At 71.4% G+C, this 23401-nt stretch carries 33 protein-coding genes and 1 tRNA gene; 7 read left to right on the forward strand and 27 right to left on the reverse strand.

Annotated elements, in window-relative coordinates; genetic code table 11:
* Nucleotides 1–106: 106 nt before the first annotated feature.
* The 19 genes from LMH63_RS13800 to LMH63_RS13890 all read right to left on the reverse strand — a co-directional run bounded on the left by LMH63_RS13800 (nucleotide 107) and on the right by LMH63_RS13890 (nucleotide 10467).
* A complete protein-coding gene (locus LMH63_RS13800; RefSeq protein WP_109678817.1) occupies nucleotides 107–523 on the reverse strand; it encodes a hypothetical protein in 417 nt (138 codons plus the stop codon).
* Nucleotides 516–905, reverse strand: coding sequence for a hypothetical protein (locus tag LMH63_RS13805; protein ID WP_109678816.1), 390 nt, complete (start codon nucleotides 903–905; stop codon nucleotides 516–518). The genes LMH63_RS13800 and LMH63_RS13805 overlap by 8 nt, the downstream gene beginning before the upstream one ends.
* Nucleotides 895–1362, reverse strand: a complete 468-nt coding sequence (locus LMH63_RS13810; protein ID WP_109678815.1) for an HI_1489 N-terminal domain-containing protein — start codon at nucleotides 1360–1362, stop codon at nucleotides 895–897. The genes LMH63_RS13805 and LMH63_RS13810 overlap by 11 nt, the downstream gene beginning before the upstream one ends.
* Nucleotides 1362–1556: a hypothetical protein gene (locus LMH63_RS13815; RefSeq protein ID WP_109678814.1), complete on the reverse strand. Its 195-nt coding sequence runs from the start codon at nucleotides 1554–1556 to the stop codon at nucleotides 1362–1364. The genes LMH63_RS13810 and LMH63_RS13815 overlap by 1 nt, the downstream gene beginning before the upstream one ends.
* Nucleotides 1553–1753, reverse strand: a complete 201-nt coding sequence (locus LMH63_RS13820; protein WP_199225667.1) for a hypothetical protein — start codon at nucleotides 1751–1753, stop codon at nucleotides 1553–1555. The genes LMH63_RS13815 and LMH63_RS13820 overlap by 4 nt, the downstream gene beginning before the upstream one ends.
* A gap of 325 nt (nucleotides 1754–2078) precedes the next feature.
* Nucleotides 2079–2654 (reverse strand): gp16 family protein, encoded by a 576-nt coding sequence (locus LMH63_RS13825; RefSeq protein ID WP_109678812.1) that lies wholly within the window; start codon nucleotides 2652–2654, stop codon nucleotides 2079–2081.
* Nucleotides 2651–3547 (reverse strand): recombination-associated protein RdgC, encoded by an 897-nt coding sequence (locus tag LMH63_RS13830; protein WP_109678811.1) that lies wholly within the window; start codon nucleotides 3545–3547, stop codon nucleotides 2651–2653. Before LMH63_RS13830 ends, LMH63_RS13825 begins: the two co-directional genes overlap by 4 nt.
* Nucleotides 3547–4089 (reverse strand): host-nuclease inhibitor Gam family protein, encoded by a 543-nt coding sequence (locus LMH63_RS13835; RefSeq protein WP_109678810.1) that lies wholly within the window; start codon nucleotides 4087–4089, stop codon nucleotides 3547–3549. The genes LMH63_RS13830 and LMH63_RS13835 overlap by 1 nt, the downstream gene beginning before the upstream one ends.
* Complete coding sequence (locus LMH63_RS13840; RefSeq protein WP_109678809.1) at nucleotides 4082–4294, reverse strand: hypothetical protein; 213 nt, start codon at nucleotides 4292–4294, stop codon at nucleotides 4082–4084. Before LMH63_RS13840 ends, LMH63_RS13835 begins: the two co-directional genes overlap by 8 nt.
* Nucleotides 4295–4297: 3 nt before the next feature.
* Nucleotides 4298–4561 carry a hypothetical protein gene (locus LMH63_RS13845; RefSeq protein WP_109678808.1) on the reverse strand — a complete coding sequence of 88 codons (264 nt, stop codon included), beginning with the start codon at nucleotides 4559–4561 and terminating at the stop codon, nucleotides 4298–4300.
* A gap of 11 nt (nucleotides 4562–4572) precedes the next feature.
* The gene (locus tag LMH63_RS13850) at nucleotides 4573–4914 is read right to left on the reverse strand and encodes a hypothetical protein (protein WP_109678807.1); all 342 of its coding nucleotides are present in this window, start codon (nucleotides 4912–4914) and stop codon (nucleotides 4573–4575) included.
* On the reverse strand, nucleotides 4914–5156 hold the full coding sequence (locus tag LMH63_RS13855; protein ID WP_199225666.1) for a hypothetical protein: 243 nt from the start codon (nucleotides 5154–5156) through the stop codon (nucleotides 4914–4916). Before LMH63_RS13855 ends, LMH63_RS13850 begins: the two co-directional genes overlap by 1 nt.
* A complete protein-coding gene (locus LMH63_RS13860) occupies nucleotides 5149–5550 on the reverse strand; it encodes a hypothetical protein (RefSeq protein ID WP_109678806.1) in 402 nt (133 codons plus the stop codon). Before LMH63_RS13860 ends, LMH63_RS13855 begins: the two co-directional genes overlap by 8 nt.
* Entirely contained in the window at nucleotides 5547–6428 is an 882-nt protein-coding gene (locus tag LMH63_RS13865; RefSeq protein ID WP_109678805.1) for a hypothetical protein, read from the reverse strand. The genes LMH63_RS13860 and LMH63_RS13865 overlap by 4 nt, the downstream gene beginning before the upstream one ends.
* Complete coding sequence (locus LMH63_RS13870) at nucleotides 6425–6748, reverse strand: hypothetical protein (RefSeq protein ID WP_109678804.1); 324 nt, start codon at nucleotides 6746–6748, stop codon at nucleotides 6425–6427. The genes LMH63_RS13865 and LMH63_RS13870 overlap by 4 nt, the downstream gene beginning before the upstream one ends.
* On the reverse strand, nucleotides 6745–7074 hold the full coding sequence (locus tag LMH63_RS13875) for a hypothetical protein (protein WP_109678803.1): 330 nt from the start codon (nucleotides 7072–7074) through the stop codon (nucleotides 6745–6747). Before LMH63_RS13875 ends, LMH63_RS13870 begins: the two co-directional genes overlap by 4 nt.
* A gap of 3 nt (nucleotides 7075–7077) precedes the next feature.
* Entirely contained in the window at nucleotides 7078–8001 is a 924-nt protein-coding gene (locus LMH63_RS13880; protein WP_158280378.1) for an AAA family ATPase, read from the reverse strand.
* 85 nt (nucleotides 8002–8086) lie between these two features.
* Nucleotides 8087–10081, reverse strand: coding sequence for a transposase domain-containing protein (locus tag LMH63_RS13885; protein ID WP_109678801.1), 1995 nt, complete (start codon nucleotides 10079–10081; stop codon nucleotides 8087–8089).
* Complete coding sequence (locus LMH63_RS13890; RefSeq protein WP_229332601.1) at nucleotides 10078–10467, reverse strand: hypothetical protein; 390 nt, start codon at nucleotides 10465–10467, stop codon at nucleotides 10078–10080. The genes LMH63_RS13885 and LMH63_RS13890 overlap by 4 nt, the downstream gene beginning before the upstream one ends.
* A gap of 292 nt (nucleotides 10468–10759) precedes the next feature.
* Here LMH63_RS13890 and LMH63_RS13895 point away from each other — a divergent pair, with 292 nt between their 5' ends.
* On the forward strand, nucleotides 10760–11179 hold the full coding sequence (locus LMH63_RS13895) for a hypothetical protein (RefSeq protein ID WP_109678799.1): 420 nt from the start codon (nucleotides 10760–10762) through the stop codon (nucleotides 11177–11179).
* Between the two features lie 2 nt (nucleotides 11180–11181).
* Here LMH63_RS13895 and LMH63_RS13900 read toward each other — a convergent pair whose 3' ends face one another.
* Nucleotides 11182–11475 carry a helix-turn-helix domain-containing protein gene (locus LMH63_RS13900; RefSeq protein ID WP_109678798.1) on the reverse strand — a complete coding sequence of 98 codons (294 nt, stop codon included), beginning with the start codon at nucleotides 11473–11475 and terminating at the stop codon, nucleotides 11182–11184.
* Nucleotides 11476–11654: 179 nt separating this feature from the next.
* Between LMH63_RS13900 and LMH63_RS13905 the strand changes: the two genes are divergently transcribed.
* Nucleotides 11655–12140, forward strand: coding sequence for a helix-turn-helix domain-containing protein (locus LMH63_RS13905; protein WP_158280377.1), 486 nt, complete (start codon nucleotides 11655–11657; stop codon nucleotides 12138–12140).
* A 518-nt stretch (nucleotides 12141–12658) separates the two neighbouring features.
* Complete coding sequence (gene queG, locus LMH63_RS13910; protein WP_229332797.1) at nucleotides 12659–13765, forward strand: tRNA epoxyqueuosine(34) reductase QueG; 1107 nt, start codon at nucleotides 12659–12661, stop codon at nucleotides 13763–13765.
* 107 nt (nucleotides 13766–13872) lie between these two features.
* On the opposite strand, the gene pgi is transcribed toward queG, so the two are convergent.
* The 5 genes from pgi to pcnB all read right to left on the reverse strand — a co-directional run bounded on the left by pgi (nucleotide 13873) and on the right by pcnB (nucleotide 19349).
* Entirely contained in the window at nucleotides 13873–15519 is a 1647-nt protein-coding gene (gene pgi, locus LMH63_RS13915; RefSeq protein WP_109678795.1) for a glucose-6-phosphate isomerase, read from the reverse strand.
* Between the two features lie 63 nt (nucleotides 15520–15582).
* On the reverse strand, nucleotides 15583–16443 hold the full coding sequence (gene panC, locus LMH63_RS13920) for a pantoate--beta-alanine ligase (RefSeq protein WP_109678794.1): 861 nt from the start codon (nucleotides 16441–16443) through the stop codon (nucleotides 15583–15585).
* Nucleotides 16444–16453: 10 nt separating this feature from the next.
* Nucleotides 16454–17278 carry a 3-methyl-2-oxobutanoate hydroxymethyltransferase gene (panB, locus tag LMH63_RS13925; protein WP_109678793.1) on the reverse strand — a complete coding sequence of 275 codons (825 nt, stop codon included), beginning with the start codon at nucleotides 17276–17278 and terminating at the stop codon, nucleotides 16454–16456.
* Between the two features lie 212 nt (nucleotides 17279–17490).
* Nucleotides 17491–17994 (reverse strand): 2-amino-4-hydroxy-6-hydroxymethyldihydropteridine diphosphokinase, encoded by a 504-nt coding sequence (gene folK / locus LMH63_RS13930; RefSeq protein WP_109678792.1) that lies wholly within the window; start codon nucleotides 17992–17994, stop codon nucleotides 17491–17493.
* Complete coding sequence (gene pcnB / locus LMH63_RS13935) at nucleotides 17991–19349, reverse strand: polynucleotide adenylyltransferase PcnB (protein WP_199225665.1); 1359 nt, start codon at nucleotides 19347–19349, stop codon at nucleotides 17991–17993. The genes folK and pcnB overlap by 4 nt, the downstream gene beginning before the upstream one ends.
* A gap of 114 nt (nucleotides 19350–19463) precedes the next feature.
* Here pcnB and LMH63_RS13940 point away from each other — a divergent pair.
* Nucleotides 19464–19539 (forward strand) — tRNA-Glu (locus tag LMH63_RS13940).
* A 264-nt stretch (nucleotides 19540–19803) separates the two neighbouring features.
* Complete coding sequence (locus tag LMH63_RS13945; protein WP_229332602.1) at nucleotides 19804–20247, forward strand: RDD family protein; 444 nt, start codon at nucleotides 19804–19806, stop codon at nucleotides 20245–20247.
* A 5-nt stretch (nucleotides 20248–20252) separates the two neighbouring features.
* Here LMH63_RS13945 and lptG read toward each other — a convergent pair whose 3' ends face one another.
* Together lptG and lptF are read right to left on the reverse strand one after the other, a co-directional pair.
* Nucleotides 20253–21311 carry an LPS export ABC transporter permease LptG gene (gene lptG / locus LMH63_RS13950; protein ID WP_109678791.1) on the reverse strand — a complete coding sequence of 353 codons (1059 nt, stop codon included), beginning with the start codon at nucleotides 21309–21311 and terminating at the stop codon, nucleotides 20253–20255.
* Nucleotides 21308–22381: an LPS export ABC transporter permease LptF gene (gene lptF, locus LMH63_RS13955; protein WP_158280376.1), complete on the reverse strand. Its 1074-nt coding sequence runs from the start codon at nucleotides 22379–22381 to the stop codon at nucleotides 21308–21310. The genes lptG and lptF overlap by 4 nt, the downstream gene beginning before the upstream one ends.
* A gap of 280 nt (nucleotides 22382–22661) precedes the next feature.
* On the opposite strand from lptF, the gene LMH63_RS13960 reads away from it, so the two are divergent.
* Together LMH63_RS13960 and LMH63_RS13965 are read left to right on the forward strand one after the other, a co-directional pair.
* The gene (locus LMH63_RS13960; RefSeq protein ID WP_109678789.1) at nucleotides 22662–23072 is read left to right on the forward strand and encodes a DNA polymerase III subunit chi; all 411 of its coding nucleotides are present in this window, start codon (nucleotides 22662–22664) and stop codon (nucleotides 23070–23072) included.
* 21 nt (nucleotides 23073–23093) lie between these two features.
* Entirely contained in the window at nucleotides 23094–23378 is a 285-nt protein-coding gene (locus LMH63_RS13965) for a hypothetical protein (RefSeq protein ID WP_109678788.1), read from the forward strand.
* Nucleotides 23379–23401 lie beyond the last annotated feature (23 nt).

Consider the following 23401-nt stretch of genomic DNA (forward strand, 5'->3'; position numbering starts at 1 on the left):
AGGCTATGGGGGCCAGCGCGGGTGGCTGACCCTGAAGCGGTTCAGGCCGCCCGAGTATGGGCGGCCTGATGGCAGGGAGGTTACGCCCGGCGCCGGGGCGCGGCAACTAGCCCTCGGCGAAGAGATCCGCCTGGCTGTCGTCCTCGCTCCCGGCGCGTGCCCGGGCGCGGGCGAGCGCTAGCCAAACGGTGCGCTCGGTGACGCCGTGGCGGATGGCGAGCTGCCGGGCGCTGGCGCCGGCGTGCTTCTCCTCGAGCAGCCGCGCATCCCAGGCGCGGTGCAGGGCCGGCTTGCAGTTCGGCACGTCGATCTTCTCCCGCTCGTAGGTCGTGGCGAGCGCGCGGGCGCGCTGCAGGCCGAGCCGGCGGGCGAGCGGGTGGGCACCGGTGATGTGATCCGGCTCGGGAATGTAGAGCCGCAGCCCGCCCCAGTGGTCGACCAGGCGCATGGCCCCGTCGAGCCCGATCACCTCGGCGATCTCGAGGATGCGCTCGGGGAGATCCTGGCGCTCGGCGTCACTCACCGGCCTGCGATCCTCCCTGGCTGAGTGCCTTGCGCAGCGCCGCGCGCAGGCGGCGGCTGTTGCGCTCGCGCTGCTGGCGGCTCATCTGCGGCGCGGGCAGCGCCCGGGGCTGCGGGCGCGAGGGCATCATCTCGAGCACCTGGCGGGGCGTGGGCCAGCGCTCGCAGGTCCTTCCAGCGCGCTTGAACGCCGCCTGCAGCCGGGCGGAATCGGCCTTTTCATCCCACTGCACGGGCGCCTCCCAGAGCGCCTCACCCCAGGCCTGGGCGGTGAGCTTGATGGAGTCCCAGCCCGGGCCGCCGGGCAGGCCGATGGCGACCAGGCGCTGGATCCCCTCGCCGACGACGGCGCGGAACCAGGGCGGCATCGGCTCATCCGCCACGGCGCCAGTCCTCCAGATCCTGCAGGGCCTGCGCGGTGCGGCTCGCCTGGCCCTGCGGCTTGCGGCCCCCGCCGCTCTCCCGGGGCGCGATCGCCTGGCCGCCGCCGCGGGCGGCGAGGGACTCGATGACGCGCTTCAGGTACCCGTGGGAGGTGAGCGGCTTCCAGTCGCCCTCGGCGCTCTGCTTGCCACGCATGGCCTCGACGGTCTCGGAGAGCGCGGCGCCGACCAGGGCAGCGTCCTCGTGCAGCGAGAGGGCCTCGCGAGCGACGCGCAGGGCTCGCTCCCAGGCGAGCGCGCGAGTGCGGGCGCGCCAGAGGCCGAGGTAGGCGGCGAGCGGCCGGGAGACCTCGCGGGGCAGATCCGAGAGCACGCCCATCAGCTCCCGGGCCGCCTCGTCCTCGACGGCCTGCTCGATCGAGTACTCGGCGTGGCAGGCGGGGCAACGGATGCGCATCAACCCGCTCCTCTCAGCGTTACGCGGTCGAGCAGCACGCCGCCGCTGAGGCCGGTGACGAGCACCACCCAGGTGCCGTCGGCGAGCTTCCAGGGCTCGCGGCGCAGGCGGCAGCGGTGGAGCCTGCCGATGTCGTCCAGGTACCAGACTCGGCGGCGCTCCGAGAGCGCCTGGCGGGCGGCCTGCGGGCTCATCGCTCCACCGACTCGCAGCCGCCGAAAAGATCGGCCAGCGCCGCGCCAGCACGACGCGTGTGGTAGGCGTGCCGCTGTCTCAGCGGTGCGTCGTGGCGGTTGTGGCAGCGCTGGCAGAGCGCGGCCAGGTTCTCGGGGTGGCAATTGGCCGGGTCCGGGTCGTGCACGTGGGCGATCGTCAGCACGATGTAGGCCACCTTGTAGCCATCGTTCAGCCTCCAGCTATCTGCGACCCACTTGCTATCCGTCCACTGATCAAACTCATTCCGCCACCAGTGATTCGGCACACCGCACCACTCGCAGCGGTGTCTGGCCCGATCCAGAATCCGCGCACGGATCTCCGACCAGTCGGCTGGGTATCGGTCCCGGTTGGCTCGCAAAATTGGCATCAGCGCCGCACCTCAAGATGGATCACGTTGCCCTCACGGGTGACCTTGGCCCGGCGCCTCGGGCGGCGGGCCGGCCGTACGGCCGGGGCGAGCGGCACCCACACGAGGACCGGCCAGGGCCACAGCCACCAGATCACTGCGACCTCCCGCGGCGCCGGGCGTCGTAGGTGAGCGCGGCGACCAGTCGCCGGAGCTGGTCGGGCGTGCACCACTCGAAGCGCTCGACGCCGAACATCCGCCGGGCCATGCCGTCCGCGTAGGCGTCCGGGCGGTCGGCGGCGGCGAGCTGGGCGCGGACCTTGGCGACCAGGTCCTCCCGTGAGGCGGCCGGGCGGCTGCGCCCCTTGCGGCGCGGTCGGAAGCCGCGCTGCTTCATGTGATCCAGCACGGCGCGGCGGCCGGCCTCGTCGAGGTCCGCCGCCGAGCGCACGCGCCACACGGACCAGAGCATCGCCCGGTAGGTCTCCTCGTCGAGCCCGAGCTGCTTCTTCGCCAAATGGATCTGCGCGAGCTCGCGCCGCCGGCGATTCTCGGTGGCCCGCGCGTCCGCCTCGAGGCGCGCGGCCTGCGCCTCGAGCTCGCCGGCGCGGCGGAGCTCCTCGTGATACCCGGGCCCGTCCGCGTACTGCGCCGACTGGCGCAGCTGCCGGGCGCTCTCCCGGAGCGCGGCGGCCCGCTCGGCCGGGGGCTGCTTGGTCTGTGCGCTCATGGCGTGAACCATCCCCGCATCGCCTCGACGAACCGCGCCAGTTCCAGCGTCATGATCGAAAAGTCCGCATCGAAGCGCTCCGCGGCGCTCTCCGGCTCGCGGTCGTCGGCGTCGTCCTGGACCACGTCCAGGAAGCGGAGCTGCTTCACCGAGAGGTCGGCATCCAGCACGCAATCGATGCGCTGATCCCATGTCAGAGCCAGCCGCCGCACGCGGTGCCCCGGCTCGATCAGCCCGCGGATCTCCGCAGTCCGCAGGTCGTGGCGCTTGACGCGGACCTCGGAACCCGCGGCGCGCGGATCCTCGAACACGGCGGTCTCGCCAGGTTCCACGCCGGCCGGCCACTGGTCCCGGGCGATCCAGGCGGTCATCGCCTGCTGCGGGCTTGCCTCGGTCTGCAACGGCCGGATCGGTAGGGTGCCGAGCGCCGCACGGAGGTCCTCTGTGAGCCCCTCCCCCTCGCGCCAGCTCGCGGCATCGACGACCAGAATCCGCTCCTCGGGGTCGATGTAGGCGTGCGTGCGTGTCGTCCGCGTGAAAGCGCGCGGGAGCAGCTCCAGGTAGAGCTCCTCACGCATGCGCGCCCGCTCTCGCTTGCCAAGGCGACGCTCCTGAATCTCTTCGCGGTCGGCGACGGGCTCCTCGAGCTCGTCGCGCACAACCGCAGGCGGCAGGATCCGCGCCTCCTCCTGGAGGCAGACCATGATGCGTCCATTGGCTACATGGACCAGCGGCCGGTCGCCGCGGCCGAGCGGCGAAACCCAGCCCCGGCTCGAGCGCTCGGTACCGCCGACCGGCTGGAACTCGAAGGCGCGCAACCGGGTGTTGAGGTGGTCGGTGTGCAGCGTCCAGGTCTCAGCGAGCTCGTAGATGCAGAGGTTGCGGAACCACATCACGCCACCTCCTGCCGCTCGATGCGCTCGGCGTCCTGCAGCAACTGCTGCACGAGCTTGTCCACCTGGCTGTCGGTGGGCTTGATGACCACCTGGTCGTCGGTGTCTTCGACCTCGCAGCCGATGCGGCGGAGCTCGGCGACGGTGAGGTTGCCGAGGGCCTTGCGAATGGGCTCCTCCTTGACGCGGATGAGGCTGTCCGCCTGCTCGGGGAAGTGGCGGCGGATGAGGCGGACTACCTGCGCGGGATCCTCCCAGGCGATCTTGCCCTTGCCCTTGGCCATGCCGACGCGCACGCCGGCGATGACGACGGTGCGGCGCTTGCCCTGCCAGAGCTCCGGGCGCGCCTCGACCTCGGCGCGCAGGCGGTCGTGGGCCTCGGCGACGCGGCGCACGCGGTCCTTGATGGCCGGCGTGGCGCGGCGGGTGATGCGGTCGATCTCGTCCTGGATCTCCTGGACGAGGCCGGCGAGCTGGTCGCGCTCGCTGGCGTAGGCCTGGGTGAGCGCCTCGATGCGCTCCATCGGGGTCTCTTCACTCATGCTCGGGCTCCTTCGCCTCGGCGCGGAGGCGGTCGGGGATGCGTTCGGCGAGCCAGGCGAGCTCGCTGTAGATGTGCTCGGCGCACTGCTCGGCGTGGGTGCGCTCGGGCTCAGGCAGGGCGCGGTAGTCCCGATCACCCTCGAGCTCGATGCGCACGCGCCCGGCGGAGGGCTCGTCGGTGACGGTGAGGGTGACGCTCGCCATGTCTCAGGCCCTCCGGGTGAGGTCGCGCAGGGTGAAGCCGTAGGGGTTGGCGGCCCGGGCCTCGCGGTCGAGCCGGCGAAGGCGCGCGTCGATGGCCTTCAGCACGCTGAGCTGCAGGCCGGGCACCTGGCGGGCCTGGCGGAGCTGCTCGGGCGTCATCCGGGCCACGCGCTCCTTGCGGTCCTCGGCGGAGACGGCACCCATCCAGCGGCCCTGGTACTGCCGATCGAGGAAGGGATTGGTTTCGGGGGTGTCGAAGCCTTTCATGCGGTTCTCCTTCAGGTGGGCAGTCGCAGCTGCCCCTTGAGGTCGGGAAGGCTCACCTTCTTCATCGCCGCCACCTGGCGCAGCGAGCACATGGCGCGCTCGGTGAGGTAGAGGCAGGTGCGGTTGAGCTCCTCGTCGGTGGCGGCGAGGTGATAGCCCGTGCTCGGGTGGGCGCAGACGTGGTGGCCACGCTCACGCAGTTCCTGGATGGCGTGGCGCACCGCGCGCTCGTCGCCGCCCTCGCCCGGCGCACCCAGAACCTCGCGGGTGAGCTGTCGGATGCCGACACCGCGATCGGCACCGATATGCCGGGAGAGCGCTGCGAGCACCTGGTCCGGAGTGATGGAGCTCATCAGGCCACCTCCCTGCGGGCGCTATAGCGCTCCGCGTAACACGCCTTGCACATGCTCTGGAGACCGTCGGCTGCGCTCGGGACGGCAAACCAGAACTCGGTGTCCGCGGGCCAGTACTCCTCGCAGCCGCAGCAGCGCTTCTCGAGACCGTCCGGCCCGAAGATGTACTTGCCGTTGGCCAGCCGCCGCGCGAGCAGCTGGCGGCTCGGCAGCGGGCAGTAGGGCTGAATGGTCTTAGGCACTTCGCTCCTCCTCCTTCCGCCGCTGCTCGGCGTCGCGGACGATGCGGTGGGCGACGCTCACGCGGTCGCGGCACTGCGGGCATTCGCCGGCCACCAGGTGGTGGTCGTAGATGCCGCACCAGTCGCAGTGCCCGGCGTCGACGGAGCGCCACATCAGCCGCCGGTGGGAGCCGAGGCTGTCCACGACGGCACGCCCGTCGGCGGCCAGGGCGTGGCAGGCGCGCTCGATGCCCTCTGCGCTCGGCAGCTCCAGGGCCTCGGCGATGTCCCGCGCGGAGAGCGGCTTGCGGTGCTCTTGCAGGCAGGCGAGGACGCGACCCTGGAGGGACCCCTGGCAGAGCCGGGCGAGCTCGGCGAGGCGGGTGTCGATGTCGATGTCGCGTTCCGTGCTCATGCGTCACCTCCAAGCGCCGCCTGGACGCCGTCGTGGATGCCGGTGAGGTAGCGGTAAAGGCGCTCCGCGGCCTCGCGGTCGAGCTCCAGCGGATCCCGCCCCGGCTTCTCGATGAGCAGCGTGCCGTCGGAGCGGTAGGCGTAGCGGGTGGGGCCGGTGTGCGAGGGCTTGGGCTGCTCGCGCCCGCCCTCGGTCTCCAGGACGCGCATGGAGCCCCGGGGCTCTGGTGTGACGTTGCTTCGGTGGCGCTCCGCGAACATCGAGGACACCGCCGGCGCTTCCGGTTTTGCCTCCTCGGATGAGGGCTCGGAGGCATCGTCGTAAGACTTCCAGCTGCCGGGCACGGGCGCGTCCTCGGTACGCTCCGGCTTCTGCAGCGCCGACGGGGCCTGGTCTGGCAGCCACCACCGCCCAGGCCGGCCGCGGCGGGTGTCCGTGACGACCTCGCCTGCACGCCGCATCACCCCGAGAGCCTTGGTGGCGGACTCGGCGGGGATGGCGCTGATCTGCTCGATCTGCTTGGTGGTGAGCCCCTCGGGATTCTCGGCGAGCAGGGCCTTGAGGCGGCGCTGCAGGCTACCGCGGCCGGTATCCGCCGGCGGGGCGGAGGCGCCATTGGACGTGCCGCCGGCGGCGCGCATAGTGGCCCGCGCCTCCCCGTCGTCCGAGATCCGGTAGGAGCGCGGCCCGTCGCAGTCCTGCTCGGCGACGACCACCTCACCCGCTTCGCGCAGGCGCTTGAGCGGCACCGCGAGGGATGCGATGCCGTCCGCCAGGTCGCAGCGGGCGGCGATCTCTCGGATGTTGAGCGGGCGGCCCGCCGCGGCGAGGACGTCTCGGACCTCGTCGGTGACCGCCTCGTAGCTCGGCGTGCTCATGACTGCGCCCTCCGTGCGGTGAAGTCGCTGCCGCCACGGCGGTGGCGGCGGTGGTGGTGGAGCGGCTCGACGATCACCCCGCCGCGGCGCGGGCAGTCCTCGAGGCCGCGCTCGAGGCGCTGCTCGGCGGCGGTGATCTCCTGGGGCAGGATCTGCGCCGGGCACGGGCCGCCGCGGGCGGCCCACACCTGGGCCACCCGCTCGCAGGCCTGGGGCGAGCGCAGGTACTGCTCGAGCCGGATGCCGCAGCGCGCGAGCCCGAGCTCGACGTAGCGATCGGCGTAGTGGTCGAGGTAGGCGTCGGCATAGGTGGTGCTCACTGCCGGACCTCCCGGCGTGCGATCCACGCCTGCAGCTGCTTGTCGCTCGGATCAGCGTCGAGGGCCTCGACGTCCTCGACGTCGAAGTCGTCCTCGTCCTGGGCCGCCTCATCCTCGGCCTGCTCGAGCGCCAGGCGCGAGGCCTCCTCCTCGCTCGTGGCCGCCACGTCGAGCCGGACGGATTCACGCGAGGTGACGATGAACCCCACCTCCACGCGGTAGAGGCGTGGCGCCTCCTGTAGCGGGACCATCAGGGGCGTCTCGCCGTCGAACAGATCCGGGTGCAGCGGCCCCGGCACGTAGAGCTCTGCGGTCTGCGTGCTCATGGCTCACTCCCCTCCCAGGTCGGCCCAGGCCGCGCGGATGTGCTTCACGCCCGGCGTGCCGCCGGCGAACATCGCCGCCATCGACAAGGTCTGCGTGAGCCCGCGGAGCGCGCCGGGGCGGCGGGCGATGTGGTGGGCGAGCTGGCGCGCCTCGCGCTCGTCGATGCCCCAGGCGTCCAGCAGGGCATCCACGTCGCCGTCCTTCGGGCGCCCGAGCCGCACCCGCTTGCTGATGCGGCTGAACAGCTGGGCGAAGCCCATCGAGCGGTTGCCGCCCGTGAGCTGGGAGTAGACGATCTCGTTGCCCGCGAGCACGACACCGATGCCGGCCGCGTCGTGGATCGAGCGCACGGCGTCGAGCGCCCGGTGGCAGAGGTGCTGCGCCTCGTCGATCACGAGCAGCCCCCGGGTGTCCCGCACCCGCTCGACGATGTTGTGCTCCACCTGGTGCAGCGCGCCGCTCGTGCGGATGCCGAGTGCGGCGGCGATGCGGTAGAGGATCGGGCCCGGGCGGGCCGTCGTCGGGGTGGCGGTCACCACCCACACGTTCGGGGACGCGCGCTGGTGGCGGCGGATGGCGGAGGTCTTGCCCACACCCGCGCCGCCGTAGATGCAGCTGATCGCCGAGGCCATCTGCGCATAGCTGAGCGCGGCCTGGATGGTCGTGGCGGTGGGCGTCTCCACCCAGTCCGGCGCTTCGGGGAGCTGCGTGGTGAGCTCCTGCTTGGCGCGGCGGGCGTCTAGCCAGCGGCGGAGCTTCGACTCCAGCGCCTGGACGTTGCCCTCGTAACGGCCCTTGAACCACCGCGAAATGGCGCTTGCGGACAGCCCCGCCTCGCGCGCCACGGAGCCCTGGGTGAGCTCCTCGGCCTCCATGATCCGGGCGATCTCCTCCTGGAGAGCCCCCTGCAGATGAATCACGCTCATGGCATACTCCTGCTTCGTGCTGATGCGGCCCCAGCGGGGCCGCGCTTCCCAAGGCCCGGCGGGGCTGCCACCTCGCCGGGCTTTCTTAGTCCTCATCCCCTCCCTGCGGCCCGATGGGTAGCTGCTGCGAGAGCAGGCGATCCGCCCTCGCGCGTACGTCGTCCTGCCAGCGCTGCCGGAACTCCTCGAGCTCGTCGTCCGGCTGTACGTCGCTGCCCACCGCGCGCTTGCGGTCCTCCCAGGCGCCGCGCACGACGTTGGTCTGCACCGGTTCCTCGGGCTCCGGGTCGGGGAGGTAGTCGGCGGCCTCGACGGCGCTCATGCGCACCTCGGCCTCCGCCCGCTCCTTCTCCGCGCGCAGGCGGCGCTTCTGGTTGCGCGCCCACTCGCGGCCGGCGGAGGTGTCGCCGAAGCCGGCGGCGAGGATGCATTCGGCGGCGCCGATGTAGCGCCCGTCCGGCTGGTAGGCGTGGACCTCCTCGTGGAGGTGGTCCGGGTCGAAGCGCACGACGACCTTGCGCCCGGCGTACTCGATGAGCGCGTCACAGCTGTAGCGGTTGCGGCCGTGCGGGCCCTTGCTGATGCGCAGCGCCACGGTCGCGTCCTTCTGGACGGTCACCGACTCCGCCGCGAGCAGCCACATGCGCCGCTGCGCCTCGGTCGCCCGGCGGATCTTCTCGGCGTTGCGCTGGTAGGAGTCACGGAAGGCGGCGTCGAAGGAGAGCTGCCCCGCGCAGATCTCGGTCTCGCGGCCCTCGCGGGCGTTCCAGGCGCGGATCGCCTGGCGCAGCACGGCGACGAAGGTCTCCCACTCGATCGCCCGCTCGCCGTAATTCTCCGGCTTGGCGGTGACGTCCGGGCCGGTGTAGGCACCGGAGAGGAGCTTCGGGTGCTTGTCCACGTACTCGCCGAGGCCGCCGACGCCGAAGGCGCGCTCCACCGGCTTCGCCTGGCCGTGGCCCTTGCCCTTGTGGACGCTGGTCCAGTGCACTTCGATGCCGAGCTGCGGCATCAGCCCCAGCGGGTCCTCCTCGCGCACCTTGAAGCGGTAGCGGGTGGGCACGCCGGCGGTGAGCCACTTGTTCGCCGCCGCCCGGGTGTTGTCGATCGTCGCGTGCTCGGGGATGCCGTAGTGCTCGAGCACGTCGCCGAGCGCGAGGCGGATCATGTCGCTGTGCTCGGTGCGGTCGGTCCGCCAGGCGAGGATCTTGCGGCTGTAGATGTCCTGCCAGAACCAGGTCTTCGGGCGCCCGACGGTGCCGTCGGGGAAGCGCACGAACACGTTGTGCTGGTAGCCGTCGCCGTTGATCCAGTAGAGCGCGTGGAGGTCGCGCACCGTGCGCTGCAGCGAGGGGTAGAGTCGGAGCATGGCGTGCTCGCCCTCGCGCTTGAGCACCCGCAGCGTGCGCGGGATCTTCTGCACCCAGCGCGCGACGGTGCGCTCGCACGGCCAGGCCCAGCCGTGCGCCTTGGCGGCCTCCGCGGTCCAGTGATGGCAGCTCGCGATCGAGGGTGCCTCCTCGCGCAGGTACTGCGCCTTGAAGAACTCCCAGGCCTCGGGGCTGCACTCCGCGGTGGCGGTGCGCCCGCTGTAGCCCGGCGCGAGCGCGGCAAGCCAGTCCGCCGGGTCGTAACCCTTCACGGCCTTGAGCCAGCGGTAGAGCGTCGCGCGGTGCTCGCCGTACTCCCGGGCCACCTCCTGCACCGCGCGCGAGCGGCCGATCTCCTGGCCCACTAGGCGCTCGACGAGCTGCAGCGCCTTCAGCCGCCGTGCGGCCTCGTCCTTCACGCTTTGCGGCTTGCGGTCGAAGGCGTCCCACAGCGCCTCGCGGTCCACCGGGACCCGGCTCGCCGCAGGGCGCGTGCGCACCGGCGTCTTTGACTCCTCGAGGAAGCGCCTGAGCACCGCCACCTGGACCTCGTCGGGGAGGCTCTCCAGGGGGTAGAGCCGGCGGCGGCCGCCGCGGCCGGTGGTCTCCTCGTAGGGCCAGCCCTCGCGGGATGCTCTCCGCTTGGCGGTAGACGCATTGATCCCGAGGGAGTCGGCGATCTGCCGGACCGTGAAGGCGTGCTCCGTCATTCCTCGCCCTCCCCGAAGAGATCGAGCTCCGGGGCGAGGGAGCGCGCGACGTTCTCCCGGTGGCCGGCGATGGCGCCGAGGACGCTGGTCAGCGCGCTGACGGTCTCCTCCGCGTCGGCCTGCCCGCGGTAATAGCGGGCAAGCTGGTTCACCGCCTCGTTGCAGGCGGACTGGAGCTCCAGCACCTCCTCGTCGGCCGCGGGCTTGCCGCTCGGCATGTCGACCACGAGCTTGTGCGCGCTCGCCGCCAGGTACTGCGTCACGAATGTGGCGCCCGTGGCGTGCTCGAAGGGCCGGATCAGCACCGCCGGCAAGCGGCCGCTCTCCATCCACTTATAGAGCGCCCACTTGCTCGGCAGCCCCATCAGATCGGCTACGCGATCCACCGAGAGATTCCGCCGCTCCCGCCCGTATTCCAGGCACAGCTCAATAGCGTGCCGAAGCGAGCGCGGGCTCACCCTTTTCCAATTGCGTTTACGCATTGGCGGCCCCCGGAAATTGCCCATCCAAAAAACGCGGCGCCTTGCGCTGGTGACGCGGGCGCTCGCCTTCTACGCTCGAAGTCGTGCGTCGCTCCTGCGCTCGAGCGGCGCATGCATCCGCCGGATTTCGGCGATCTGATGCGCCGGGCTGAGCGTTGAGAACCAGCACAGATAACGACGCAAGGGGGCTGATCGAATGGATTCCCTGGGCTTTGGCGACCCGGACGTGCGTGCCGATCTCAAGGACATGTGCTGCCCTCCGATGCAGTTCATGTGGGACAACCACCTCCTCGCGCCCCGCGTGGAGTGGGAGGTGGCGAGCGGTCCGCGGCAGGCCCTTCACATGTGCTTCCTGAAGGGCTTCCGGGTGGTGCGGGCGTTCTTCTTCTTTGCGCGCGACCAGGCGCTCTACGAGTGCCCGTTCTGCCGCGCCCAGTTCGTGCGGCCGCTGGGATATCGGGACGTGGAGGCACGCCGGGGCGAGGCGGTGAGCATCCAGGCGCTGCCCCGCGGTCCGCTGGGCTACGACCCGGTGCTCAACATCCCGCGCCGGGTGCTCCAGGAGGCGCTCCTCGAGACCAAGCGCCGGGCGAAGACCTGGCCGCCGAGGGACTGAGGTCATGCCGCGCCTCGGTTTTTCTGTCGCACCCCATGAGACGCGCCGCCGCCCTCCGCGCTATCCTCGGCGTAGCGGCTCGGCCAGATCGTCGCCGGCTCCAGGCCGAGGGCCGCCGCGATGATCCGCTCACCCTTCGGCCAGCGGTGGTCGAGGGCGTGCACCAGGGTGGTCGGGCTGGCATAGCCGTGATGGCGGGATAGCTTTCGGATCGACCATCCCGCCTTCCACAAGGCGGCGACGATGTCCGCGCGGTGCCAGTCGGTGGGGGCGTTTGTGTGTGCTGACTTGTTCATGGCCCATGACGATACGCAGGATCGCGTGCATCGTCAACGCCGTTTTGCGTGCACCGCTTCGGGTGTCAGGCCATCCGGCTTACGGAATTCCGAATCCGCTGTTAGAACAAATACATATAGGAAGTGGTGCAGGCACCGGGAAGCGGTGCACTACTGCACCGCTTGGATAAGGTGAAGTGGTGCAGGACGAGCTCGGCGAGAGGCTAAAAGGAGCACGGATGCTGCTCGGATACACGCAATCCGGCATAGCCCGTGAGTGCGGTAGCAAGCTGCGCTCCTGGCAGGATTACGAGGCAGGCGTCCGCACGCCAGGTGCGCAGGTGATAGCGGGGCTAGCGCGGCTCGGCATTAATGCCAACTGGCTACTTACGGGAGAGGGCGAGCCGACGCTGGGCCCGATTCCTCAGTCACAAACTCAGTCCCAGGGATCGGGCTCGGGAACCCATCACACCGAAACTGCGCAGGGCATCTCAACCCAGGACCTAGCGCTCTTGGAAAATGTGATCCTGGAGATACGGCGTCAGCTGGAGCGGCGCGGCACAGAGCTCCCGCCGGAGATCGAGGCGAGGATCGCTCGGATGGCGTTCGAGCTCTGCGCAATCCGCCGCCAGCAGCCTGTTGAGAGCACGGTCGCGAATGTCATCGAGCTCGCGGCCTATCGGTGACGGAATGGGGGATCCATGCGAGACGAGGACCTGTCCAGGGAGATCGGCGAGCTCCTCGAGGAACACGAGCGGCCACGCGAGCGCCAGGCCCCGCTCGTCAACATCGTCGGCGACGGCAACACGGTGATAATCGGCCCGAGGAATCGCGACCAGGAGGACGACAGCGCGCGCGACCAACAAGCCTGCAACTTAGACGGCCCCGAGCTCGAGGCCTTGAAACGCCGCATCGATGCGCTGGAAGAGTGTTTGCAAGATCCCCGCAACGCCTCCGCGCCGTCGCGCCCTCGGTCGCACCGCTACTGTCGCACACGCCCCGCCGCGCCATGTCGCCCGCGCCGTGTCGCAAACCACCCCCGCGCCCCGCGCCCGGCCGGCACGCTCGCTAAGTCCCTGATCCGATTCCCACGAAGGCCCGCGCCATCCCGCCTAATCCCGCCCACCCGTTCTGTCGTACCCTATGTGTCCCCAAGCACCCGCGCCTGCCCGCCGCAACCGCCTGGGACAGGCACCTCCGCCGGATCATGCCGAACCTTAAACCCGAAACCTTAAACCCGAAACCGGGCGCAGCCCTTGACCCCGCCGTGCTTGCTGCCGACATCCGGCGCTGGGGCGCGGAGCTCGGCTTCGACGCCGTCGGCATTGCCGAGCCGGAGCTGGCCGTGGACGAGGGGCACCTGCTGCGCTGGCTGCGGGACGGGCGCCACGGCGAGATGAGCTGGATGGGCCGCCACGGCGTCAAGCGGGCGCGGCCCGCGCAGCTCGTGCCCGGTACCCGGCGCGTGATCTGCGTGCGCAAGGACTACCGGCCACCGGACGCGGCCGCCGACGATGCCGTGCTCGCCGACCCGCGCCGCGCCTTCATCGCGCGCTACGCCGTGGGCCGGGACTATCACAAGCTGCTGCGCCGGCGGCTGCAGCGGCTCGCCGAGCGCATCCAGGCGCGCATCGGCCCCTTCGGCTACCGGGCCTTCGTGGACAGCGCGCCGGTGCTGGAAAAGGCGCTGGCCCGCAATGCCGGGCTCGGCTGGATCGGCAAGAACACGTTGCTCCTGAATCGGGAGGGCGGCTCGTATTTTTTCCTTGGGGAGCTATTCACCGATCTGGCACTGCCCGCCGACGCGCCCCCCACGGAGCACTGCGGCAGCTGCCGCGCCTGCATCGACGTCTGCCCCACTGGTGCCATCACCGGCCCCTACCAGCTCGACGCCCGGCGCTGCATCTCCTACCTCACCATCGAGCATCACGGCCCGATCCCCGAGCACCTGCGTCCGGCTATCGGCAACCGCGTGTTCGGCTGCGACGACTGCCAGGCCGTGTGCCCCTGGAACCGCTACGCCCGGCCCACCGACGAGGCCGACTTCCAGCCCCGCCACGGCCTCGACAGCCCGCAGCTGGTGAGCCTGTTCCGCTGGGACGAGGCCACCTTCCTCGAGCGCACCGCCGGCTCGCCCATCCGCCGCCTCGGCCACGAGCGCTGGCTACGCAACCTCGCCGTCGCCCTCGGCAACGGCCCGGCCGACCCCGACGCGATCGCGGCGCTGCGGGAGCGGGAATCGCATCCTTCGGAGCTCGTCCGGGAGCATGTCGTCTGGGCGTTGGGGAGGCTCGGTGCGAACCCCGGGTAACGAGTTGCAAGTTGCAAGTTACAAGTTACAAGTTGAAGAGAGTCGCTGTGCCATGCCCCGGCACGACGGCTCTCGCTTGCAACTTGTTACTTGCAACTTGCAACTGGTCACTCACGCCAGCGCCGGTATGCCGCCACCAACCCCCGTGTCGATGCGTCCGCGTTCGCCGGCGGTTCCGCCTCGCCGCGGACGGCGGGCAGCAGGCCTTCGGCGAGCTGCTTGCCGAGCTCCACGCCCCATTGATCGAAGGAGTTGATACCCCAGAGGGTGCCCTCGACGAAGGCGCGATGCTCGTAGAGGGCGATCAGCGCACCCAGCCGCTCGGGCGCCAGGTCTTGCAGCAGCAGCGTGTTGCTCGGGCGGTTGCCGGGGCAGACCCGGGCGGCGACGGCGGCGTCCAGTGACTCATCGTCCGCCGCGCCGGCGGCCGTGAGCTCGGCCCGGATCTCGTCCGCGCTGCGGCCCCGCATCAGCGCCTGGCTCTGGGCGAGGAGATTGGCGGTAAGCGCCTCGGCGTCCCCGCACTCGCCGGCCACAGGGGCGGCGACGCCGATGAAGTCCACGGGCACGGTGTCGGTACCCTGGTGCAGGGCCTGGAAGAAGGCATGCTGGGAGGGGGTGCCCGTCTGACCCCAGATCACCGGCACGGTCTCCGCGGTCACCGCCTCGCCGGTGACGGTGACGGACTTGCCGTTGCTCTCCATGAGCAGCTGCTGCAGGTGTCCGGGCAGCCGCGCCAGGCGCTCGCTGTACGGCACCACGGCCTGGCTGCGCAGCCCGCAGGCGGTGGCGTTCCAGACCGAGAGCAGGCCGAGGATCACCGGCAGATTGCGCGCCAACGGTGCCTCGCGGAAGTGGCGATCCATGGCATGGGCGCCGTCCAGCAGGCTGCGGAACCGCTCCGCGCCGACGCCCAGCATCACCGACAGCCCCACCGCCGACCACAGCGAGTAGCGCCCGCCGACCCAGTCCCACATGGGCAGCGCGAGCTCCGGGTCAAGGCCGAGGGCGCGCACCCGCTCGAGGTTGGCGGTAATCGGAATCACCTGCTGCGCCACCGCCTCCGCGGAGGCAACGCCCCGGCGCAGCCAGTCCATGGCCTGGGCGGCGTTGCGCATGGTCTCGCTGGTGCCGAAGCTCTTGGAGACCACCAGCACCAGAGTGGTCTCCGGGTCGCAGCCGGCGAGCGCCCGCTCGAGCTCGACGCCGTCCACGTTGGCGACGAAGTGCACGCGTGGGCCGTCGGCCAGCGGGGCCAGCGCCTCCAGGGCGAGTCGGGGGCCGAGGTCGGAGCCGCCGATGCCAATATTGATGACATCCCGCACCGGCTTGCCGGTGGCGCCCGTGCGCTCGCCGGCGCGTACGGCGTCGGCGAGCGCGGCCATGCGCTCGACCGTTGCGTGCACGGTGGCGGCGACATCCTCGCCGGCCACCCGCAGCGGCGGACTGGCCGGCCCGCGCAGCGCCGTGTGCAGCGCCGGGCGGCCCTCGCTCGCATTCACGATTTCGCCCGTGAACAGGGCCTCCCGCCGGCTCTCCAGTCCGCGCTCAGCGGCCAGCGCGAGCAGCAGGTCCAGCGTCTCGTGGGTGATGCGGTTCTTGGAGAAATCGAGCAGGCAGCCGGGGCCGTTCGCCGAGAAGCGCTCGAAGCGCCCGGGATCGCGCTCGAAGAGCTCGCGCAGGGAGACGTCCTGCAGCGCGCGACGGTGGCGCAGCAGGGCGGTCCAGGATGGCAGGTCCTTCAGCTGTTGCATGCTTCCCCCTCGGCGCGGCGAGGCGCGCGTGATCGCTTGTTCGCAAGCGGTCTGCTGGCAGTCTCACCGGCCCTCGGCGAGGCTGACCGGGACGTTGTCCAGAATGCGCGCCTTGCCCAGACGGCCGGCACCGAGCACCACCAGCTCCCGGTCGCCAGGCCCGGGGTGCCCCAGGTCATCGGCGCGGCGGATGCTGACATAGTCCGGCGTCATGCCCGCTGCGCGCAGGGCCTCGATGCCCTCGGCCTCGAGCACGGCCGGGTCGGCGCGCTCCGTGTGCAGGCGCTCGGCGAGATCCGAGAGTACGCGGAAGAGCACCGGCGCGCGCGAGCGCTCCGCCGCGGTGAGGTACTGATTGCGGCTGCTCATGGCGAGTCCGTCGGCCTCGCGCATGATCTCGCCGCCGACGATCTGCACCGGCAGGCTCAGGTCACGCACCAGCGTGCGGATGACCATGAGCTGCTGGTAGTCCTTGCGCCCGAAGACGGCCAGATCCGGCTGCACGATGTTCAGCAGCTTGGTGACCACCGTGGCGACCCCGGTGAAGTGTCCCGGGCGAAAGGCCCCGCAGAGGATGTCATTGAGCTCCGGCACCTCCACCCGGGTGCGCAGCCGCGGCCCGTCCGGGTAGACCTCCTCCAGCGGCGGGGCGAAGACGACGTCGGTCTCGAGCTGGGCGAGCGCCTGGCAGTCGGCATCGAAGGTGCGCGGGTAGGCTTCGAAGTCCTCGCCGGGGCTGAACTGCGTCGGATTGACGAAGATGCTGACCACCACCCGGTCGCAGCGCTTGCGCGCCTCGTCCACCAGGGCCAGATGGCCGCCGTGCAGGTTGCCCATGGTGGGCACGAAGCCGACCAGCTCGCGGCGTTCGCGCCAGCTGCGCACCTGCGCGCGCAGCTCCTGGGCGTGGCGGATGATATGCATGGGCGATCCGTCAGAAGCTGTGCTCGGGTGTGGGGAACCGGCGCTCGCGCACGGCCTCGACGTAGGCGCCGATGGCGGCCTGAATGCTGCCGCCGTCGGCGAGGAAGTCGCGGGCGAAGCGCGGCGAGCGGCCCGGGGTGATGCCGAGAACGTCCTGCACCACGAGGATCTGGCCATCGCAGGCGGCGCCGGCGCCGATTCCGATCACCGGGATGGCCAGCTCCCCGGCGAGCCGCTCTCCGAGCACGGCGGGGATGCACTCCACCAGCAGCACGTCGGCCCCCGCCGCCTCCAGCTGCCGGGCTTCCGCCAGCAGGGCATCGGCGCCGGCCTCGTCACGCCCCTGCACCCGGTAGCCGCCCATCTTGTGCACCAGCTGGGGCTGCAGCCCGAGGTGGGCGCATACGGGCACGCCGGCGCGGGCCAGGGCGGCGACGATGCCGGTCTGATCGCCGGCGCCCTCGAGCTTGACCATCTGCGCCCCGCCCTCCTTCATCAGCCGGGCGGCACAGTCCAGTGCGGCACGCTCGTCGGTGTAGCTCAGGAAGGGCATGTCCGCCACCACCAGCGCCCGCTCGCAGGCGGGCACGACGCAGCGGGTGTGGTAGACGATGTCGTCCACGGTCACGGGCAGCGTGGTGGGCCGGCCCTGGACGACATTGCCAAGGGAGTCCCCCACCAGCACGAAGTCCACACCCGCGGCGTCCTCGACCCGGGCGAGGCTGTAATCGTAGGCGGTCAGACAGGCGATGGGCTTGCCTTCGCTCTTCATGCGCCGCAGCCGGGACACCGTCACCGGGGCCGCCGGCCGTCGGTCCGGATTGCCGCTGTACATGGCACGCCTCGCTCCGCCCGTGGAGGCGCTACTCTACAGCGCACCCGTGCCGGGATTGAAGTCGCGCGGGCCGGTAAGGCCCGGGCCGAGACGGAGGCGCCAAAGAGTTCAGCCGTGGGAAGGCTCTCGCTATGCCATCGGTGCAGCGCTGGTTGTCCGCGAGGCCGTGGCCGGCGAACACGCCGTGCCATGCGCGGGGAGGGGTGGGGGCGTCACTGCCCCTCGGCAAGCGGCTCCAGACCGTCCGCCGGCACGGCGGCCAGGCGCTCACGCAGCGGGCCAATGCCGGGCAGGTGCAGATCGGGGTCGATGTCGGCCAGCGGGTAGAGGACGAAGGCGCGGGTGGCGATGCCCGGATGGGGCACGGTGAGGCGCTCGGTGCGCAGCTGCCGGTCACCGTAGAGCAGCAGGTCCAGATCCAGGGGCCGCGGCCCCCAGCGCGCGCCGGCCCGCCGCCGCCCGGCGCGGGCCTCGATCGCCTGGAGCGCGTCGAGCAGCGGCTCGGGTCCCAGGGTCGTCGCCAGCTCGGCGACGGCATTGACGTAATGCGGCTGCCCGGGCGGGCCCATCGGCGGGTTGCGGTAGCGGCGCGAGGCCGCCACCCGGCGCGTGCCAGGCAGATCGGCCAGCGCCTCCAGGGCGCGCGTCACCTGTGCCGGCGGGTCATCGAGGTTACTGCCGATGCCGACGAAGGCGCGCACCGTGGCCGCGCTCATGTGCTGCCTCCGTCGCTCCCGCCGGTGCTGTCGTTGCTGCCCTCGCCACCACTGCTGCGGCGGCGGCGCCCGCCGCGTCGCTTGCGGCGCGGGGTGCTCGGCGGCGGGGCCTCGGCGTTGCCCTGCTGGAAGTCGGTCCACCAGCGCGCCACCTCGGCGTCGGCGAGGCCCGATTCGGCGCGCAGCAGCAGGAAGTCGTAGGCGGCGCGGAAGCGCGGATGCCCGAGCAGGCGCTGAGCGCGCTTCGGCGTGCGCCGCTCGAAGCGCGGCTGCAGGTGCCATATCTCGCGCATCGGGACGCCGAAGCGCTTGGGGATGGTGACGGTGCGCAGCTGCCGCTCCGCCGCCTCGGTGGCCGCCTGGTGCAGCAGCTGCGGCTCGCAGTCGGGTGCGAGTCGCGCTCCCGGCAGCTGGGCGAGCACCGCCGGCCAGATCAGCGCGCCGAACAGGAAGGCCGGGGTCACCGGCCGGTCCTCGTTGATGCGCTGGTCGGTATTGGCGAGGGCACGGGCGACGAAGCCGAGCAGCTCGCCGTGCTCGTCGTCATCCAGTGCCGTGTCCGTCGCCGGGAAAAGGTGCCGGAACAGGCCATGCTGGCGCAGCAGCTCGAAGGTCTGCGCACCCTGGCCGCCGAGGAAGAGCTTGAGCACCTCCTCGAACAGGCGGGCGGCGGGGATGTCGGCGAGCAGCCCCGCCAGGCGCGGGATCGGCTCGGCGGACTCGGGGTGGATCCGGAAGCCGAGCTTGGCCGCGAAGCGCACCGCCCGCAGCATGCGCACCGGGTCCTCCCGGTAGCGCACCTCCGGGTCCCCGATCAGCCGCAGCGTGCCCTGCTCCAGGTCGGCCATGCCGCCGACGTAGTCCACCACCGAGAAGTCGGCGATGTTGTAGTACAGGGCGTTGACCGTGAAGTCCCGCCGCAGCGCGTCCTCTTCGATGGTGCCGTAGGCGTTGTCACGCAGGATGCGCCCGTCCTCCATCAGGCGGGCGTCGTCGTCGTCCGGCTCCTCGTCCGGGTCCGGCGGCCCCTGCAGCGCCCGGAAGGTAGCCACCTCGATGATCTCGCGGCCGAAATGCACGTGGGCGAGGCGGAAGCGGCGGCCGATGAGACGGCAGTTGCGGAAGAGGTCGTTAACCTCCTCCGGCGTGGCATCGGTGGCGACGTCGAAGTCCTTGGGCTCGCGCCCCAGGGAGAGATCACGCACGCCGCCGCCCACCAGGTAGGCGCCGTACCCCGCATTCTTCAGTCGGTACAGTACCTTGAGGGCATTGTCGCTGATGCTGGCCCGGGAGATGCGATGCTCCGAGCGCGGGATGATGACGGGTTCCCGATGGCTGGTCTGGGGATGGCTCACGGACTGGGGGTCGCCTCTTGTGCGTGAAAGCGGAGCGCGTATACTATCAGCCCTCGCCGACGGGGTGCAGGCAGGCAGCCGTTGGCGACACAAATCGGATCCCTCCGAAATACCGCTCCCATCGTCTAGTGGTTGAGGACGCCGCCCTCTCAAGGCGGAAACCGGGGTTCAAATCCCCGTGGGAGCGCCAGGCAGATCAAGGGGTTGGGCTCAAAAGGCTCAGCCCCTTTCTCTTTTCGGCCCGGACTTGGCCAATATCCGACTCGCGACACTGCGTGCATTCCCAGCTGGCCCTGGGCACCGCCTATGAGCCGCCTCCAGTGCGGCGGATTGAGATAGAGACGATGCCTGCCCCGATCGGCTCCTGCGTCGTACACGAAACATGGCGCCCAGCCCCGGAGACGGGCACCATCCCGCCTCGTCCTTCGCCTATCCGCAACCGCGAGGTCCCGCCATGGCCAGCGCCGAAGCCGGCACCATGCAGCCCAGCCTGATCCGGCGCCTCGCCGCCGTGCTCTACGACGGATTGCTGCTGATCGCCCTGTGGATGGGGGCGAGCGCCGTATGGCTCGGGGTCACCGGCGGCGCGGCGGTGGCCGCCGGTGACGCCGCCTACCGCCTGTACCTGCTCGCCATCGCCTGGGGATTCCTGGTCGGCTTCTGGCTGCGCGCGGGGCGCACCCTCGGCATGCAGGCATGGCGGCTGCGCCTGCGCGCCGCCGATGGCGGGCCGGTGACGCTGCGCCAGGCGAACGCGCGCTTCTTCGCCGCCCTGCTCTCGTGGCTTCCCGCCGGCGCCGGCTTTCTCTGGGCGCTGGTGGACCGTGAGGGCCTGACCTGGCACGACCGGCTTTCCGGAACGCGGCTCGTGCTCGAGCCCAAGCCGCGCAAGCGCTGACGCGCTCAGCGCACCCGGCGCAGGCCCCACAGGCCGAGCGCAAGGAATATCAGCACCGGCGCCAGCGCGCTCACCACCGGCGGCAGCCCGTACACTACCCCCGCGTTGTTCAGGAAGCGATTGAGCAGGAAGAAGGCGAGCCCCACCAGAACCCCGATGAAGATCTGCTGACCCGCGCCGCCGCCGCGCTGGGAGGCGAACACCAGCGGCACGGTGAGCACGAGCATGGTCACCGTCGCGAGCGGGGTAGCGACCTTGATCCAGAGCGCGAGCCGGTAGCGGTCGCTGCTCAGACCGTTGTTCTCCAGATAGCGCACGTAGCGCAGCAGCTCGCCGGCGGCGAGGGTCGCCGGCTCCAGCACCACCACCTCCAGCGTCTGTGGCGCGAGGTCCGCGGCCAGCCGCCGCGTCGTCGGCGGCTCCACGGTAACGCCGGCAGCCGAGAACCGGGTGACCTCCGCGGCCTGCAGCTGCCAGCCGCCATCGAGATACTCCGCCCGCGGCGCGCGGGTGATGCTCACGAGCCGGTTGTCCGCCAGCCGGTAGACGGTCACGCCCTCCAGCACGGTGCGGGCCGGCGCCCGCTCCGCCTGCAGGTAGCGCTCGCCGTCGCGTACCCAGAAGCCCTCTGCGGCAGCCGCCACCTCGCCGCCCTGGGCCTGGCTGCGCAGCTGCTGCGCGAGCCGGGTGGCCGGTGGCGCCAGCCACTCGCCCAGGGCCGAGGCAATCAGCGCCAGCAGCAGTCCGGCGATAACCACCGGCCGGGCCACCCCGGCCACTGAGACCCCGGCGGCACGTATCGCCACCAGCTCATGCCGCGCGGCCAGGGTGCCCAGGCTCACCAGCGCGCCGATCAGGGTCGCCATTGGAAAGGCCTCGTAGGCCCGCTGCAGCATCTCCAGCAGCACCGTGGCGACGGCAGTGCCGAGGCCGTAGCCGCCGGTGCCGATATCCTCCGCCTCCTCGATGAACTCCACCACGAAGTTCAGCGCCAGCAGTATCACCAGCGCGGCGAGGGCGCCGCCGAGCACGGTGCCGGCGATGTAGCGGTCCAGGCGACTCATGCGCTGCGCTCCCGCCAGCGCAGCGGGCCGAGGCGCCAGCGCATGACACCGAGTGCCAGCACCAGCGCCACGGCATGCACCCACCAGACGCCGACGACCGGCGGCGTGAAGCCGTCACTCATCCAGTCCTCGGCGGCATAGAGCAGATTGAAGTAGAGCAGGTAGATGAGCACCGCCCCCACCAGGCGGCCATAGCGACCGGAACGAGGGGCGCTGCGGGCGAGCGGCAGAGCCGCCAGGGCGAGCACCAGCACCATGACCGGCGGCGACAGCCGCCACTGCAGCTCGGCCTGCGCACTGAGACCGCCGCCCAGCAGCGCCGTCGGCGGCAGCGCGTCCCGACTGGCCGCGAGGCTGACCGGCTCCGGCTCGGCGATGCGCAAGCCGTGGCGGGCGAAGCGCATCAGCCGCCAGGCGCCCTGGCCCGGTGTGCCGTCGTAGCGATGACCATCCTCGAGCACGAGGAAATCGTCCCCGGCCTCCGGATCGAGCCGGCGGCTGGCCTGCTCGGCGACCACGACCGTCTCCCCCTCGGGTCCGGGAAGGCGGGCGAAGACACCCTGCATGCGTCCGCTGCCGTCCACCGCGGCGACGTAGACGGTGGCGCCGCCCACCTCGAGAAACCGCCCCGGCTGCACGCCCTGGAACTGGGCATCCTGGCGGGCCTGGGCCAGGGTCTGGTCCGCCAGCCGCTCCGCCGTCGGGCCGAGGACCAGGGAGACCGCGGCGACGCCCACGGCGAGCGGAATCGCCAGGGCGAACAGCGCCCGGTAGAGACGCGCGGGCCCTACGCCGCAGCCCGCCAGCGCCGTCATCTCCGAGTCCCGATACAGGCGGCCCAGCGCCAGCATGACGGCGAGGAAGAAGCTTGCCGGCAGCAGCGTGCCCAGGTTGGAGACGAGCTTGAGCCCGAGCAGGGCGAAGATGGCGTCCACCGGGAACTCGCCGCTCGCCGCCTCGGCCATGAAGCGTGCCAGCCGGTTTGCGAGCAGCACCACCACCAGCACCACGGTCACCGCCAGCCAGGTGGTCAGGACCTCGCGCACAAGGTAACGGCTGAGGCGCGTCATGCGGCGCCCGAGACCGCCCGCGGGCATAGCAGGCACGCCGGTCGGCCGGGGGCTTGCCGTGCGGCGGACAAAATGCGGTACACTTCACAGAAAGTTGCCCGGCCAGGAGGTATGCGCTCCGCCGGTTGCCGGAAGATGGGCCAGGCGCGTGAGGTCGGCTGCGGCCGCGCCGCTGAGCCGTGTTCCGCGTACATCGTTGGCATTCCTGCGGTGGGGCGGCACCGGTCGACGCGCGCCAATGTACCAGAGGCCCCGGCGCAGCGGGGCAGAGCGAGGCGCCATGCAGGTGGACTTCTACGTGCTGCCGGAGGCGGGGGATGCAGCCCGAGAGCTGTTCTGCTGCCGGCTGGCGGAGAAGGCCTGGCGCAGGGGCGTGAGCGTCTTCGTGCGCACCGCCGACGAGGCCGGCGCCGAGCGCCTGGACCAGAGGCTGTGGACCTTCCGCCCGGGCAGCTTCGTGCCGCATGCACGGGCCGCCGAGGCGGACGGCGAGCCGGTGCTGATCGGCGCCGAGCCGCCCGGGTCAGGCGAGCTGCTGATCAACCTGGGCACGGACGTTCCCGGCGGCTGGCAGCGCTGGTCGCGGGTGGCCGAGGTGCTCAGCAGCGACGCGGACACGCGGCGCCGGGGACGCGAACGCTTTCGTACCTATCGTGATGCCGGCACCGCCCCGAACACGCATAATCTCTAGGCTTGCAGGGGAGCACAGCGCATGAGCCGTAACGATTCACAAGCGCAGAGCGCGCTCTACACCGACGGCGGCGGCGTGCCGACGCTGTTCGACGTGGTGCTCCCTGGCGACGTGATGCGCCGCCGCGGCTATCTGCTCGGGCGCGAGGACGAGCCGGCGGCGGACCCGGGCGAAAGTGCCGAGGCCTACCTCGAGCGGCGGATACGCCACACCATCGAGACGGTCCTGCCCCAGGCCCTGGAGGAGGTCTCCGAGCGGCTGGCCGGGCACGAGGACCCACCCCATGACGGGGACGACCGGCGCTAACGGCCTGCGCTATACTTGCCGGC

This window comes from Spiribacter halobius (genome assembly GCF_020883455.1).
In the GTDB taxonomy this organism is placed as follows: Bacteria; Pseudomonadota; Gammaproteobacteria; order Nitrococcales; family Nitrococcaceae; genus Sediminicurvatus; species Sediminicurvatus halobius.